The organism is Pseudomonas sp. P110(2024) (assembly GCF_057480795.1).
On sequence record NZ_JBLIYT010000017.1, the window covers coordinates 119166 to 133431 of the forward strand.

The following is a 14266-nucleotide window of genomic DNA, read 5'->3' on the forward strand; positions in this document are numbered from 1 at the left end:
AGCATGACCAACAAGATCATCCAGCAGCTCGAAGCCGAGCAGATGAGCAAAGAGATCCCGACCTTCGCACCAGGCGACACCGTTGTCGTCCAGGTTAAAGTGAAGGAAGGCGACCGCTCGCGTCTGCAAGCGTTCGAAGGCGTCGTTATCGCCAAGCGTAACCGCGGTCTGAACAGCGCCTTCACCGTGCGCAAGATCTCCAGCGGCGTTGGCGTAGAGCGTACCTTCCAGACCTACAGCCCGCAGATCGACAGCCTGGCCGTGAAACGTCGTGGTGACGTGCGTAAAGCCAAGCTGTACTACCTGCGCGACCTGTCCGGCAAAGCCGCTCGCATCAAGGAAAAACTGTCCTGAGTACAGTTTGCCTGGCGGCCTAGGTCGCCTTGCGAGAAAAAAGCAGCCTTCGGGCTGCTTTTTTGTTTTCTGAAACCCGCCCTTGCGATGTGACCGAAAATGACCACCCGAGACCAGGAAATCCAGCGCCGCACCGAGCTGTCGGTGACCCGCGTGACCAAAGCGGTGTTCCCCAACACCACCAACCACCACAACACCTTGTTCGGCGGTACCGCCCTGGCGTGGATGGACGAAGTGTCGTTCATTGCCGCCACCCGATTCTGCCGGCTGCCACTGGTGACCGTGTCCACCGATCGTATCGACTTCAAGCACCCGATCCCGGCCGGTTCGATCGTCGAGCTGGTGGGCACGGTGATCAAGGTTGGCAACACCAGCCTGCAGGTGCAGGTGGATGTGTTCGTCGAGAACATGTACCTCGACGGGCGGGAGCGGGCGATCCATGGCGTGTTCAGTTTCGTCGCCATCGACGAGGACAAGCGCCCGGTGCCGGTGCTGCCGTTGGCCTGATTGCCGGGCCATTCGTAAGTCAATGCGCTACGGGCTGCTCGGTCAGTTCCGGCTCCACCAGCGCCACCAGTGTCCACCCAGGCTGCGGCTTGAGCGGGTTGTCCGGGCTGGCCACATGCACCCAGCCTTGCCCGTCCCGGGCGAACAGCAGCGTGGCCCGCGGGCCATGCAGGTGCTGGTAGTCGTCCCAGCCGAAGGCCTCGGTCAACGTGGTGCTGTACAGCTCGGCACCCTGGTGCAACAGCTTGGCCAGTTGCCCATAGGTCATCGGGCTCGACCCGAGTAATTGTCCGCGATGTTCCTCGCTGGCCCGATGCTTGTCGCTGCGCTTTTTTTCAAGACCGCTGGCCAGCACGAACAATCGGGCCTGGCCAAAGTCATGGCGAAAGCGCGCGCAGGCCAGGGCGTTGAGCTCGCCCGCCGGTGACAACCCCAGCAGATGGCCCAGGCCGACCAGGTCGAGGTGGGCGTCGGCGTGCTGCGAGGCGGGGTTGCCGAAGTAGGTCGGCAGGTTGTCCATGCGCGCGGCGCGGATGTTCTCCCAGCTCGAGTCGGTCAGCAGCACCCGGCAACCCAGTTGCTGTAGGGCCTTGGCGATGACCCGCGCAGGCGGGTTGGCGCCGACCACGAGAAACCCGCTCGGCGCCGGTTCCGCCACCTTCAGCAGGCGCGCCAGGGGCCTGGCGGTGGCGCTTTGCAGCACCACGGTGCCGATGATCACGGCGAAGGTCAGTGGCACCAGCAGCAGCGCGCCTTCGTGCCCGGCCTGGTCGAGGCGAATGGCGAAAATCGCCGATACGGCCGCCGCCACGATGCCTCGTGGCGCGATCCAGGCCAGCAATGCCCGTTCCCGCCAGCTCAGTGGCGAGCCCAGGGTCGACAGCAGCACGTTAAGCGGTCGCGCCAGCAACTGGATCACCAGCAGCAGTCCCAGTACCGCCGGCCCCAGGGCCAGCAACGCGTGCAGGTCGAGCCGCGCGGCCAGGAGGATGAACAGGCCGGAGATCAGCAGCACGCTGAGGTTTTCCTTGAAATGCAGGATCTGCCGCACGTCCACGCCGGGCATGTTGGCCAGCCACATGCCCATGACCGTGACCGCCAGCAGCCCCGATTCGTGGACGATCTGGTTGGCGGCGATGAAGATGCCCAGCACCGCCGCCAGCGAGGCCAGGTTGTGCAGGTATTCCGGCAACCACTGTTCGCGCATGACCTGCCCGAGCAGCCAGCCACCGGCAACCCCCAGCGCACTGCCGCAGAAGATCACCCCGGCGAAGGTCGCCAGGCTGTGGCTGAGGCCTTCGCCGGCGGCGCTGGCGATGATGAAGCTGTAGACCACCACCGCCAGCAGCGCGCCGATCGGGTCGATGACAATGCCTTCCCAGCGCAGGATGTTGGCGATCGCCGCCTTCGGCCGCACCACCCGTAGCATGGGCACGATCACCGTGGGGCCGGTGACCAGGGTCAGGGTGCCGAACAGGATCGCCAGGGGCCAGTCGAAGCCCAGCAGCCAATGGGTGGCCAGGGCGATCACCAGCCAGGTGCTCAGCGCGCCGACGGTGACCAGGCGGTGCACCACGCTGCCGATCTCGCGCCATTGCGACAGGTGCAGGGTGAGGCTGCCTTCGAACAGGATCAGCGCCACCGCCAGCGACACAAGCGGCATCAGCAGCGGGCCGAACAGCGCCTGCGGCTGCAGCCAGCCCAGCACCGGCCCGGCGAGGATGCCGCACAGCAACAGGAACAGGATCGCCGGCAGTTTCAGGCGCCAGGCCAGCCACTGGCAGAGCAGGGCGGCGGCGCCGATGCCGCCGACACTCAAAAGAATTTGCTGTTCGTTCACGCGGGCTCCCTCTGCATGCCGTGTTATGAAAGACTAAGCGTCATTTCGTCGTTTGCCACCGAGTCTTCATGCCTGCACTGGACCACCCCCTGATCGACCAGTTCCTCGATGCCCTCTGGCTGGAGAAGGGGCTGTCCGACAACACCCGTGCTTCGTATCGCAGCGACCTGGCGCTGTTCAATGGCTGGCTGCAGGAGCACGGCGTGGCACTGCCTGATGCCGGGCGCGAGCTGATCCTCGACCACCTGGCCTGGCGTTTCGACCAGGGCTACAAGCCGCGCTCGACCGCGCGCTTTCTTTCCGGGGTACGCGGGTTCTTCCGTTACCTGCTGCGCGAGCGGCTGGTCGCTGTCGACCCGACGTTGCAGGTGGACATGCCGCAACTGGGCCGGCCCCTGCCCAAGTCGCTGTCGGAGGCCGATGTCGAGGCCCTGTTGCAGGCGCCGGATCTCGGCGAGGCTATCGGCCAGCGCGACCGCGCCATGCTCGAGGTGCTTTATGCCTGTGGCCTGCGGGTGACCGAGCTGGTCAGCCTGACCCTGGACCAGGTCAACCTGCGCCAGGGCGTGCTGCGGGTGATGGGCAAGGGCAGCAAGGAGCGCCTGGTGCCGATGGGCGAGGAGGCGGTGGTGTGGCTCGAACGCTACCTGCGCGATGGCCGCGCCGAGCTGCTCAATGGGCGCCCCAGCGACGTGCTGTTCCCCAGCCAGCGCGGCGAGCAGATGACCCGCCAGACTTTCTGGCACCGTATCAAGCACCAGGCGCGGGTGGCCGGCATCGACAAGCCGCTGTCGCCGCACACGCTGCGCCACGCCTTTGCCACGCACCTGCTCAACCATGGCGCCGACCTGCGCGTGGTGCAGATGCTGCTGGGCCACAGCGACCTGTCCACCACGCAGATCTACACCCATGTGGCCAAGGCCCGGCTGCAGCAGTTGCACGCCGAACACCATCCACGTGGATGAATGCTTTTCATGTTCCGCCGACCGGTGCCTGAGTACCCCTACTGCGCCAGTTTGTTGTGGTAGGCTTGGACGGTTTGTTGCAAGGGCCGAATGTTCGCCACCCGCCAGGGTCAAGCAACGCCCCCACGGCCCCGTCCGCCTTCAGGAGTACCCCATGCGCGTGACCCAGATTTTCGCCGCCGCCGCCCTGGCGCTGGCCAGTACCTTTGCCGTCGCCGCGGCCACCGATGCCAATGCCGGTGCCGAGCAGGCGATCCGCAAGTCCTTGCAGAACCTAGAGCTGGAAGTGCCTGTCGAGAGCGTCAGCAGCAGCCCGCTCAACGGCCTGTACGAAGTCAAACTGCAGGGCGGTCGCGTGCTGTACGCCAGCGCCGACGGCCAGTTCGTCATGCAGGGCTACCTGTTCCAGATCCAGGACGGCAAGCCGGTCAACCTCACCGAGAAGACCGAGCGCCAGGGCATTGCCAAGCTGATCAACGGCATTCCGGTCGGCGAGATGGTGGTCTACCCGGCCAAGGGTGAAGCCAAGTCGCATATCACCGTGTTCACCGACACCACCTGCCCGTATTGCCACAAGCTGCACGCCGAAGTGCCGGAGCTCAACCGTCGTGGTATCGAAGTGCGCTATGTCGCCTTCCCGCGCCAGGGGCTGGGTTCGCCGGGTGATGAGCAGTTGCAGGCGGTATGGTGCTCCAGCGATCGCCGCGCGGCGCTGGACAAGATGGTCGACGGCAAGGAGATCAAGGCCGCCAAGTGCGCCAACCCGGTCAGCAAGCAGTTCCAGCTGGGCCAGTCGATTGGTGTAAATGGCACGCCGGCGATCGTTCTACAGAATGGCCAGGTGATTCCGGGTTACCAGCCGGCGCCGCAAGTGGCCAAGCTGGCCCTGGCAGAGAGCAAGTAATCAATTCAGTACGCCGTCGTCATGGGGTGACGGCATGTTTCACGGTCGGCGCAGGTGCCGGCCGTTCTATGGGGAGTTCACAGTGAAACCGGTCAAAGTAGGCATCTGTGGGTTGGGGACCGTCGGTGGCGGAACCTTCAATGTACTTCAGCGCAACGCCGAGGAGATCGCCCGCCGTGCCGGGCGCGGTATTGAAGTGGCACAGATTGCCATGCGCTCGCAGAACCCGAACTGCCAGATTACCGGTACCCCCATTACCGCTGATGTGTTCGAAGTCGCGAGCAACCCTGAGATCGATATCGTCATCGAATTGATTGGCGGCTACACCATCGCCCGCGACCTGGTGCTCAAGGCCATCGAAAACGGCAAGCACGTGGTCACCGCCAACAAGGCGCTGATCGCCGTGCACGGCAACGAGATCTTCGCCAAGGCCCGCGAGAAGGGCGTCATCGTCGCCTTCGAAGCCGCCGTGGCCGGTGGCATCCCGGTGATCAAGGCGATCCGCGAGGGCCTGTCGGCCAACCGCATCAACTGGCTGGCCGGCATCATCAACGGCACCGGCAACTTCATCCTTACCGAGATGCGTGACAAGGGCCGCGCTTTCCCCGACGTGCTGGCCGAAGCCCAGGCACTGGGTTATGCCGAGGCCGACCCGACCTTTGACGTCGAAGGCATCGACGCCGCACACAAGCTGACCATCCTGGCGTCCATCGCCTTCGGTATCCCGCTGCAGTTCGACAAGGCCTACACCGAGGGCATCACCCAGCTGACCACCGCCGACGTCAACTACGCCGAGGCCCTGGGCTACCGCATCAAGCACCTGGGCGTGGCCCGTCGCACCGCCGACGGCATCGAGCTGCGCGTGCACCCGACGCTGATCCCCAACGATCGCCTGATCGCCAACGTCAACGGCGTGATGAACGCGGTGATGGTCAACGGCGACGCCGCTGGTTCCACCCTGTACTACGGCGCAGGTGCCGGCATGGAGCCGACCGCGTCGTCGGTAGTCGCCGACTTGGTGGACGTGGTCCGTGCAATGACTTCCGACCCGGAGAACCGCGTGCCGCACCTGGCGTTCCAGCCGGACGCGCTGTCGGCTCATCCGATCCTGCCGATCGATGCCTGTGAAAGTGCCTACTACCTGCGTATCCAGGCCAAGGACCACCCGGGCGTGCTGGCCCAGGTCGCCAGCATCCTTTCGGAGCGCGGCATCAACATCGAGTCGATCATGCAGAAGGAAGCCGAGGAGCAGGACGGCCTGGTACCGATGATCCTGCTCACCCACCGTGTGGTCGAGCAACGCATCGACGACGCCATCGTCGCCCTGGAAGCGCTCCAGGACGTGGTCGGCAAGGTCGTGCGCATCCGCGTCGAACAGCTCAATTAATTCCGGCGGCGGGCCGCGACGGCGGCCCGCGCCCAGCATCGAAGGTTTGCATCCATGCGCTATATCAGTACCCGCGGCCAGGCTCCGGCCCTGAACTTCGAAGACGTCCTGCTGGCGGGCCTCGCCAGCGACGGCGGCCTGTACGTGCCCGAGAACCTGCCGCGCTTCACCCAGGAAGAAATCGCCTCCTGGGCGGGCCTGCCTTACCACGAACTGGCCTTCAGGGTGATGCGTCCGTTCGTCGAAGGCAGCATCGCCGACGCCGACTTCAAGAAGATCCTCGAAGAGACCTACGGCAACTTCGCCCACGCCGCGGTCGCGCCGCTGCGCCAGCTCAACGGCAACGAGTGGGTCATGGAGCTGTTCCACGGCCCGACCCTGGCATTCAAGGATTTTGCCCTGCAGCTGCTCGGCCGCCTGCTCGACCATGTACTGGTCAAGCGCGGCGAGCGCGTGGTGATTGTCGGCGCCACCAGCGGTGACACAGGTTCGGCCGCTATCGAAGGCTGCCGCCGCTGCGACAACGTCGACATCTTTATCCTGCACCCGCACCAGCGCGTGTCGGAGGTGCAGCGCCGGCAGATGACCACCATCCTCGGCGACAACATCCACAACATCGCCATCGAGGGCAACTTCGACGACTGCCAGGAGATGGTCAAGGCCAGCTTCGCCGACCAGTCGTTCCTCAAGGGCACCCGCCTGGTGGCGGTCAACTCGATCAACTGGGCGCGGATCATGGCCCAGATCGTCTACTACTTCCACGCAGCCCTGCAGCTCGGCGGCCCGGCACGTTCGGTGGCGTTCTCGGTGCCGACCGGCAACTTCGGCGATATCTTCGCCGGCTACCTGGCGCGCAACATGGGCCTGCCGATCAGCCAGCTGGTAGTGGCGACCAACCGCAACGACATCCTGCACCGCTTCATGAGCGGCAACCAGTACGTCAAGGATTCCTTGCACCCGACCCTGTCGCCATCGATGGACATCATGGTCTCGTCCAACTTCGAACGCCTGCTGTTCGACCTGCATGGTCGCAATGGCGCCGCAGTTGCCCAACTGATGGACACCTTCAAGCAAGGCGGCGGCTTCAGCGTCGAGCAGGATCGCTGGACCGAGGCGCGCAAGCTGTTCGACTCGCTGGCCGTCACCGACGAGCAGACCTGCGAGACCATCGCCGAGGTGTTCAAGGCCACTGGTGAAGTTCTCGATCCGCACACCGCGATCGGCGTCAAGGCCGCGCGCGAGTGCCGCCGCAGCCTGGATACGCCGATGGTGGTGCTGGGTACCGCGCACCCGGTCAAGTTCCCCGAGGCGGTGGAGAAGGCTGGTGTCGCCAAGGCCCTGGAGCTGCCAGCGCACCTGAGCGACCTGTTCAGCCGCGAGGAGCGCTGCACGGTGCTGGCCAACGATCTGAAGACGGTGCAGGCCTTTGTTAGCCAGCATGGCAATCGCGGCAAGCCACTCTAAGAGCAAACCGATACGAGAAAGCCCGTCCTGAACGGGCTTTTTTGTGCCTGTCATCCACAGGCTCGAGATTTCAGATTTTTCCCATGTAGTTAGATACCTCCCCCTACTAAAGTGGATGCTTCCACCTATAAGCCTCAATGCTCCAAGGGGGGCACATGCATCAGCTCAATGTCCTTATTCACCAGGCCAGGCCCTACTATCAGATGGTGTTGCACCAGGCCTTCAATGCCCAGGGTGTCTACAACGTCCGGCTTACCGATGACGTAGCGGTCGCGACGAGGCTGCAGCGGCCGGTGGATGTGCTGGTGCTCGATCAGGGCATGCCCAGGCGTCACGCCCTGCGTCTGTTCAAGTACCTGGTGCAGGCCTCCTGCGCGGGTGGGTTGTTGTTTGTCGGGTGTGCCGGCGCAGGGGATATCGACCTGGCGCTCGAAGCTCGCCAGCATGGCTTGAACGTGCTGGCGGAGCTGTCCTGGCCGATGTCGATGGTAGGGCTGGAGCAGGCCTTGGAGCGCCTCTAGTCGGCCGCCGATTGGGGGCATCGAAACTGTCACGTTGGCTGCGCATGCTCAGGGTAACGGGCCAGGGCGAACTTTCCGTCGGGCCTGGAGGTCAGTTTCCTTACCTTAGCCAGCGAGTGATCCGGATGGAAAGAGTCTGCAGACTGCTCAACGAAGCCCTCACCCCTTACCAGGCCCAGCTCGGCACGGCCGATAGCCGTGGCTGCCGTCAGTTGACCCTCTATGACGAGCACGGGATGCTGATCCTCCAGCGCGGAGTCTGCGCACGTCAGTTGGTGGAGCAGCAGTTGCTGATCGACCTGGTCGATGGCCTGCACCGTGACCTGCAGATCGCCGAAGGCCGCCTGCAGCCTTGTGTGATCGCCGCCCTGCAACATCAACGACAGATGCAGGGAACCTTTGCCTGATACGCCCATCAGAATCAGCAAGGGCTGTCCGATGGTGCTTTGCTCCGGTACCGTCAAGACTGTCACTGGAAGCCCCGAGGGCTTTCGCTTGACCCCGGTCGTCCTCCCCAGCGGCCGGGGTTTCTTTTTGCCTCGAGTCTGCAGGTTTCCCGGAGCGTCAGCGTAGCGGCTGTTCGCTCTGCTCGAAGAAATGCCTGGCCTGCTCCAAATAGCCCTCGCGCAGCCCTGGGTCCAGCCAGTGGGCATAAAGTTCGGGCAAGGTATCCCGACGCAAGGTCGGCAGCATCTGGTCGATGTGAGCAATCGCCTCACGCCCCAGGGGGGTGTCCGAGCAGCCAATATGCAGGAATTGGTAGTGGTTCACGCCAAGGATGGGGTGGAAACTATAGTCGTCCAGCGAGCCATTGTGCTGCTGGATCAGGTAACGCATCTCGGGCCAATAGCCGAGCACCAGTTGCAGGCGCCCCAATTGCTGCATCTGCAGCAGACTGGCTGTGGCATCGTTGCCGTAGTGACGGCTGAAGGCGGTATCGGGCAGTTGCCGCAGGACCTCGTCGACCTGCGTGCTGTAGCTGCGCTCCGCGACGATGCCCAGTTTGAGTCGGGTCTCGGTCAGCAAGCGCTGCAGGTCGACCTGTTGGCCTTCGAGGTAGGGCGCCAGCAGCGCCTGATCCTGCTTGCGCACGATCAGACCCGTGCTGAGCACGCCCAGCGATGGCTGGGAAAAGTGCACGTATCTGGCGCGCTCGGGGGTCCACAGCAGGGTCGGGTCGCAGGTGAAACTGGGCTCCTGGAGCATCTGCAGGCCCCGGGCTCGGTTGACCCGGACGATGCTGTGGTCGTACTCGGGCATCCGGGCGATCAGCATCGGCAACAGTTGGTCGATCACTCCCTGGCCCTTGGACGGCCCTTCGAAGATGGTGAATGGCGGCAGGTCGCGCACCAGCCACAAAAGGCGTTCTCTGGCCTCGGCCACCTGACCCACGAGTGCGGTCAGCAACAGGCAGAGTACGATGGGCAGATGGCGGATACCCATGGGGCGTGGGTCACACCGTACCGGCCGCGCGCAGGCGGGCAATGGCGGCAGCGTCGTAGCCCAGGCCGGCCAGTACCGTGGCCGTATGTTCGCCCAGTGCCGGGCCGACCCACTCGGCGGACCCGGGGGTGTCGGACAGCTTGGGTACGATGCCCGGCATCTTGAAGGGCTTGCCGTCCGGCAGCCGAGCCTGGAGGAACATTTCGCGGGCGAGGAATTGCGGGTCACCGAGCATGTCCTCGGCGGAGTAGATGCGGCTGGCCGGTACTTCAGCCTCGTTCAGCGCTTGCATTACTTCGGTGAGTGGCAGGCTGTTGACCCAGCGGTCGATGACGCCGTACAGCTCGTCGCGGCGGGCATCACGGCCGTCGTTGGTGGTCAAGGCCGCATCGTTGGCCAGGTCGTCGCGGCCGATGGCCTGCATGAAACGCTTGAAGATCGCGTCGCCGTTGGCGCCGATCTGCACGTGACGGCCATCGGCGGTGGTGTGGATGCAGGAGGGGGTGATGCCCGGCATGATGTTGCCGGTGCGTTCGCGGATGAAACCGAACACATCGAACTCCGGGACCATGCTCTCCATCATGGCGAAGATCGCCTCGTACAGCGCCACGTCCACCACCTGGCCCGCGCCACCGTTGACCTCGCGATGACGCAGGGCCATCAGCGCGCCGATCACGCCCCACAGCGCGGCAATGGAGTCGCCGATGGAGATCCCGGTACGCACCGGTGGGCGGTCCTCGAAACCGGTGATGTAGCGTAGCCCGCCCATGGACTCGCCGACCGCGCCGAAGCCCGGCTGGTCTTTCATCGGCCCGGTCTGGCCGAAGCCCGACAGGCGCACCATGACCAGGCGTGGGTTGAGGGCATGGAGCACGTCCCAGCCCAACCCCAGCTTTTCCAGCACGCCAGGGCGGAAGTTCTCGATCAGGATGTCAGCGTCGGCCAGCAGGCGCTTGAGCACGTCACGGCCTTCCGGGTGCTTGAGGTTTAGGGTCAGTGACTGCTTGTTGCGCGCCTGGACGAACCACCACAGCGAGGTACCCTCATAGAGCTTGCGCCACTTGCGCAGCGGGTCGCCGCCATCGGGGGATTCGACCTTGATCACCTCGGCGCCGAATTCGGCGCAGATCCGCGAGGCGAAGGGGCCGGCGATCAGGGTGCCGAGCTCGATGACTTTCAGGCCGGCGAGGGGTTTGCTGGGCGTAGGCATGGGGCATCCGTGGCGGCTGGGCGTGAGGGCAGGTTGTATCACAGCTCGGCGATGGCAGGTATATCGGCGTTGTCTGATCCGGCGCTGGCGCCCCGGATCAGTTAGACTGTGCGACTTTCTCCCGCAAGAAGCCCATTGCCCATGGCCCAGCCGTCCACCACCTACAAGTTCGAACTGAATCTGACCGACCTCGATCGCGGCGTGTACGAGAACGTTCGCCAGACCATCGCCCGTCATCCCTCGGAAACCGAAGAACGCATGGCCGTGCGCCTGCTGGGCTATGCCCTCTGGTACAACGAGCAGCTGTCCTTCGGTCGCGGCCTGTCGGACGTCGATGAGGCGGCCCTGTGGGAAAAAAGCCTGGACGATCGCATCCTGCACTGGATCGAGGTTGGCCAGCCCGACGCCGACCGCCTGACCTGGTGCTCGCGGCGGACCGAGCGCACCAGTCTGTTGGCCTATGGCAGCTTGCGCGTTTGGGAGAACAAGGTGCTTGGCGCAGTCAAGGGCCTGAAGAACCTGAGCATCGCCGCCGTGCCGCAAGACGTGCTGGAGATCCTCGCCACCGACATGCCGCGCACCATCAAGTGGGATGTGATGATCAGCGAAGGCACGGTGTTCGTCACCGACGACCGTGGCCAGCACGAAGTGCAGCTGCAGTGGCTGCTCGGCGAGCGCGGCTGACCTGATTCACACCAGATTATCGAAGACCCCATGCGTATCGAACCCCGTCCCCTGCCGTCGCCCCTGCCATTGCTGGGCAACCTGCCACCCCTGCTGACACGCCTGTACGCCGCCCGTGGCGTTCAGACCGAGGCTGAACTGGACAAGAGCCTGGCGCGTCTGCTGCCATTCCAGCAGCTCAAGGGTATCGATGCGGCGGTGGACCTGCTGGTCGAGGCACTCGACCAGCGCCAGCGCATTCTCATTGTCGGCGACTTCGACGCCGACGGCGCCACCGCCAGTACCGTCGGTGTGCTTGGCCTGCGCCTGCTGGGCGCGGCGCATGTCGATTACCTGGTGCCCAATCGTTTCGAATACGGATACGGCTTGACCCCGGAGATCGTCGAGGTCGCCCTGCAGCGCCAGCCGCAGTTGCTGATCACCGTGGACAACGGCATCTCCAGCGTCGAGGGTGTGGCGGCCGCCAAGGCCGCCGGGCTCAAGGTGCTGGTCACCGACCACCACCTGCCGGGCGAACAGTTGCCCGCCGCCGATGCCATCGTCAATCCGAACCAGCCGGGATGCGGGTTCCCGAGCAAGTCCCTGGCCGGCGTGGGGGTAATCTTCTACGTGCTGATGGCCCTGCGCGCGCGCCTGCGCAGCCTGGGGCGCTACGAGGCTCAGCCGCAGCCGAACATCGGTGAGTTGCTCGATCTGGTGGCGCTGGGCAGCGTCGCCGACGTGGTGCCGCTGGACGCCAACAACCGCATCCTGGTGCACCAGGGGCTGGAGCGAATCCGCGCCGGCCGCGCCCGCCCCGGGCTCAAGGCTATTCTCGAGGTGGCGCGGCGAGATCATCGACGCATCACTTCCACCGACCTGGGCTTCATCCTCGGCCCTCGGCTCAACGCCGCCGGGCGCCTGGACGACATGAGCCTGGGCATCGAGTGCCTGCTGTGCGAGGACGCGGCGTTGGCGCTGGACATGGCCCAGCAGCTCGATGGCCTGAACCAGGACCGCAAGTCCATCGAGCAGGGCATGCAGCGCGAGGCGCTGGCCCAGCTCAAGGACCTGCCAGTCGAGTCCATGCCCTATGGCCTGTGCCTGTTCGACGCCGACTGGCACCAGGGGGTGATCGGTATTCTTGCCTCGCGGTTGAAGGAGCGTTACCACCGTCCGACCATCGCCTTCGCCGATGCGGGGGAGGGGATGCTCAAGGGCTCGGCGCGCTCGGTGCCGGGGTTCCATATCCGCGACGCGCTGGATGCCGTGGCGGCGCGTCATCCGGCCTTGATCAGCAAGTTTGGCGGGCACGCGATGGCAGCTGGTCTGTCGTTGCCGGCCGAAAACTTTCCTTCGTTTGCCGAGGCGTTCGATGAAGAGGTGCGGCGTCAGTTGCGTGAGGATGACCTGACTGGTCGGCTGTTGTCGGACGGCACCCTGGCGGTCGAAGAGTTTCACCTGGACCTGGCGCGGGCATTGCGCAATGCCGGGCCTTGGGGACAGCACTTTCCAGAGCCGTTGTTTCATGGGGTGTTTCAACTGGTCGAACAACGCGTCGTGGGGGAGCGCCACCTGAAGGTGGTACTCAAGAGCGAGTGCGGAGCGGTGCGTCTGGACGGAATTGCCTTCGGCATCGATCGCGAGGTCTGGCCGAACCCTACGGTGCGCTGGGTAGAGCTGGCCTACAAGCTGGATGTCAATGAGTTTCGCGGGAACGAGAGCGTGCAGTTGATGATTGCCCACATGGAGGCACGCTGATCCTGGCGTAGTGGGTCGATTGGGACGCACAGGGATTAGCGCATACCGCCCGGCGGGTCTGCCGCCAGGCCCCAGACTCGGTTATACTCGCGGGCTTTTCACCGAATTCGCACGAGAGCAGCCCGCCCATGGAAATCCAACCGATCCTGAACACCATCAAGGACCTCACCGAGCGTTCCCAGTCCATTCGGGGGTATCTTTGACTACGATCACAAACATGATCGTCTGGTCGAAGTAAACCGCGAGCTGGAAGACGCCGCTGTCTGGAACAAACCCGAATACGCCCAGGCCCTGGGCCGCGAGCGCGCCATGCTGGCGCAGGTGGTCGAGACCCTCGATAAACTGTCCAACGGCCTGACCGACTGCAAGGACCTGCTCGACATGGCTGTCGAGGAGGGCGATGAAGGCGCTGTCAGCGATGTCGAGACCGAGCTGCAAGGGCTTGAGGAATCCCTCGCCCAGCTTGAGTTCCGTCGCATGTTCAGCGGCGAGATGGACCCGAACAACGCCTACCTGGACATCCAGGCCGGCTCCGGCGGCACCGAGGCCCAGGACTGGGCCAACATCCTGCTGCGCATGTACCTGCGCTGGGCCGACAAGCGCGGCTTCGACGCCACCATCATCGAACTGTCCGAAGGCGAAGTCGCCGGCATCAAGGGCGCCACCGTGCACATCAAGGGCGAGTACGCCTTCGGCTGGCTGCGCACCGAGATCGGCGTGCACCGCCTGGTGCGCAAGAGCCCGTTCGACTCCGGCGCCCGTCGCCACACCTCGTTCTCGGCGGTGTTCGTCTCGCCCGAGATCGACGACAAGGTCGAGATCGAGATCAACCCGTCCGACCTGCGCATCGACACCTACCGCTCCTCCGGTGCCGGTGGTCAGCACGTCAACACCACCGACTCGGCGGTGCGTATCACCCACGTGCCGACCAACACCGTGGTGGCCTGCCAGAATGAACGCTCCCAGCACGCCAACAAGGACACCGCCATGAAAATGCTGCGGGCCAAGTTGTACGAGCTGGAAATGCAGAAGCGCAACGCCGCCTCCCAGGCCTTGGAGGACAGCAAGTCGGACATCGGCTGGGGCCACCAGATCCGCTCCTACGTGCTCGACGACTCGCGCATCAAGGACCTGCGTACCGGCGTGGAGCGCAGCGACTGCCAGAAGGTCCTGGACGGCGACCTCGACCAGTACCTGGAAGCGAGCCTCAAGCAGGGGCTGTAAACCGCACACCACCGCCGCGATAC

14 protein-coding genes are annotated in these 14266 nt (G+C 64.6%); 11 read left to right on the plus strand and 3 right to left on the minus strand.

All coding sequences use genetic code 11. The annotated features are described in order from the left end of the window. The first annotated feature begins 3 nt into the window (after positions 1-3). Together rplS and AC25ND_RS23840 are read left to right on the plus strand one after the other, a co-directional pair. Complete coding sequence (gene rplS / locus AC25ND_RS23835) at positions 4-354, plus strand: 50S ribosomal protein L19 (protein ID WP_011535315.1); 351 nt, start codon at positions 4-6, stop codon at positions 352-354. 99 nt (positions 355-453) lie between these two features. Then, positions 454-861: an acyl-CoA thioesterase gene (locus AC25ND_RS23840; RefSeq protein WP_023629813.1), complete on the plus strand. Its 408-nt coding sequence runs from the start codon at positions 454-456 to the stop codon at positions 859-861. Between the two features lie 19 nt (positions 862-880). Here AC25ND_RS23840 and AC25ND_RS23845 read toward each other — a convergent pair whose 3' ends face one another. Further along, entirely contained in the window at positions 881-2701 is a 1821-nt protein-coding gene (locus tag AC25ND_RS23845; RefSeq protein WP_028691586.1) for a cation:proton antiporter, read from the minus strand. A gap of 68 nt (positions 2702-2769) precedes the next feature. On the opposite strand from AC25ND_RS23845, the gene xerD reads away from it, so the two are divergent. From xerD to AC25ND_RS23875, 6 genes are all read left to right on the plus strand, one after another. After that, positions 2770-3666, plus strand: a complete 897-nt coding sequence (xerD, locus tag AC25ND_RS23850) for a site-specific tyrosine recombinase XerD (protein ID WP_028691585.1) — start codon at positions 2770-2772, stop codon at positions 3664-3666. Positions 3667-3820: 154 nt separating this feature from the next. Next, on the plus strand, positions 3821-4570 hold the full coding sequence (locus AC25ND_RS23855) for a DsbC family protein (protein ID WP_186597338.1): 750 nt from the start codon (positions 3821-3823) through the stop codon (positions 4568-4570). Between the two features lie 82 nt (positions 4571-4652). Next, on the plus strand, positions 4653-5957 hold the full coding sequence (locus tag AC25ND_RS23860; RefSeq protein ID WP_028691583.1) for a homoserine dehydrogenase: 1305 nt from the start codon (positions 4653-4655) through the stop codon (positions 5955-5957). 54 nt (positions 5958-6011) lie between these two features. Continuing rightward, a complete protein-coding gene (gene thrC, locus AC25ND_RS23865) occupies positions 6012-7421 on the plus strand; it encodes a threonine synthase (protein WP_028691582.1) in 1410 nt (469 codons plus the stop codon). Between the two features lie 155 nt (positions 7422-7576). Next, the gene (locus AC25ND_RS23870; protein ID WP_069016780.1) at positions 7577-7942 is read left to right on the plus strand and encodes a response regulator; all 366 of its coding nucleotides are present in this window, start codon (positions 7577-7579) and stop codon (positions 7940-7942) included. Positions 7943-8067: 125 nt separating this feature from the next. After that, complete coding sequence (locus tag AC25ND_RS23875; protein WP_028691581.1) at positions 8068-8349, plus strand: DUF3509 domain-containing protein; 282 nt, start codon at positions 8068-8070, stop codon at positions 8347-8349. A gap of 157 nt (positions 8350-8506) precedes the next feature. Here the strand turns inward: AC25ND_RS23875 and AC25ND_RS23880 are convergent, their stop codons facing one another. Together AC25ND_RS23880 and AC25ND_RS23885 are read right to left on the minus strand one after the other, a co-directional pair. Continuing rightward, entirely contained in the window at positions 8507-9385 is an 879-nt protein-coding gene (locus AC25ND_RS23880) for a TIGR02285 family protein (protein WP_028691580.1), read from the minus strand. A 10-nt stretch (positions 9386-9395) separates the two neighbouring features. Next, entirely contained in the window at positions 9396-10595 is a 1200-nt protein-coding gene (locus tag AC25ND_RS23885; RefSeq protein ID WP_062360511.1) for a CaiB/BaiF CoA transferase family protein, read from the minus strand. A gap of 141 nt (positions 10596-10736) precedes the next feature. On the opposite strand from AC25ND_RS23885, the gene AC25ND_RS23890 reads away from it, so the two are divergent. The 3 genes from AC25ND_RS23890 to prfB all read left to right on the plus strand — a co-directional run bounded on the left by AC25ND_RS23890 (position 10737) and on the right by prfB (position 14243). Then, positions 10737-11279: a YaeQ family protein gene (locus AC25ND_RS23890; protein WP_486976616.1), complete on the plus strand. Its 543-nt coding sequence runs from the start codon at positions 10737-10739 to the stop codon at positions 11277-11279. 30 nt (positions 11280-11309) lie between these two features. Next, complete coding sequence (gene recJ / locus AC25ND_RS23895; RefSeq protein ID WP_182324230.1) at positions 11310-13019, plus strand: single-stranded-DNA-specific exonuclease RecJ; 1710 nt, start codon at positions 11310-11312, stop codon at positions 13017-13019. A 128-nt stretch (positions 13020-13147) separates the two neighbouring features. Then, positions 13148-14243 (plus strand): peptide chain release factor 2 gene (gene prfB / locus AC25ND_RS23900; RefSeq protein WP_139121065.1). Its coding sequence is split into 2 segments (ribosomal slippage): positions 13148-13219 and positions 13221-14243, totalling 1095 coding nucleotides; the frame shifts between segments, so codons are not numbered across the junction. The last annotated feature ends 23 nt before the right edge of the window (positions 14244-14266 follow it).

Bases quoted from the DNA above. Each gene is read 5' to 3' on its own strand.
- rplS (WP_011535315.1), top strand. From the start codon at position 4: ATGACCAACAAGATCATCCAGCAGCTCGAAGCCGAGCAGATGAGCAAA.
- AC25ND_RS23840 (WP_023629813.1), top strand. From the start codon at position 454: ATGACCACCCGAGACCAGGAAATCCAGCGCCGCACCGAGCTGTCGGTG.
- xerD (WP_028691585.1), top strand. From the start codon at position 2,770: ATGCCTGCACTGGACCACCCCCTGATCGACCAGTTCCTCGATGCCCTC.
- AC25ND_RS23855 (WP_186597338.1), top strand. From the start codon at position 3,821: ATGCGCGTGACCCAGATTTTCGCCGCCGCCGCCCTGGCGCTGGCCAGT.
- thrC (WP_028691582.1), top strand. From the start codon at position 6,012: ATGCGCTATATCAGTACCCGCGGCCAGGCTCCGGCCCTGAACTTCGAA.
- AC25ND_RS23870 (WP_069016780.1), top strand. From the start codon at position 7,577: ATGCATCAGCTCAATGTCCTTATTCACCAGGCCAGGCCCTACTATCAG.
- AC25ND_RS23875 (WP_028691581.1), top strand. From the start codon at position 8,068: ATGGAAAGAGTCTGCAGACTGCTCAACGAAGCCCTCACCCCTTACCAG.
- AC25ND_RS23880 (WP_028691580.1), bottom strand. From the start codon at position 9,385: ATGGGTATCCGCCATCTGCCCATCGTACTCTGCCTGTTGCTGACCGCA.
- AC25ND_RS23885 (WP_062360511.1), bottom strand. From the start codon at position 10,595: ATGCCTACGCCCAGCAAACCCCTCGCCGGCCTGAAAGTCATCGAGCTC.
- AC25ND_RS23890 (WP_486976616.1), top strand. From the start codon at position 10,737: ATGGCCCAGCCGTCCACCACCTACAAGTTCGAACTGAATCTGACCGAC.
- recJ (WP_182324230.1), top strand. From the start codon at position 11,310: ATGCGTATCGAACCCCGTCCCCTGCCGTCGCCCCTGCCATTGCTGGGC.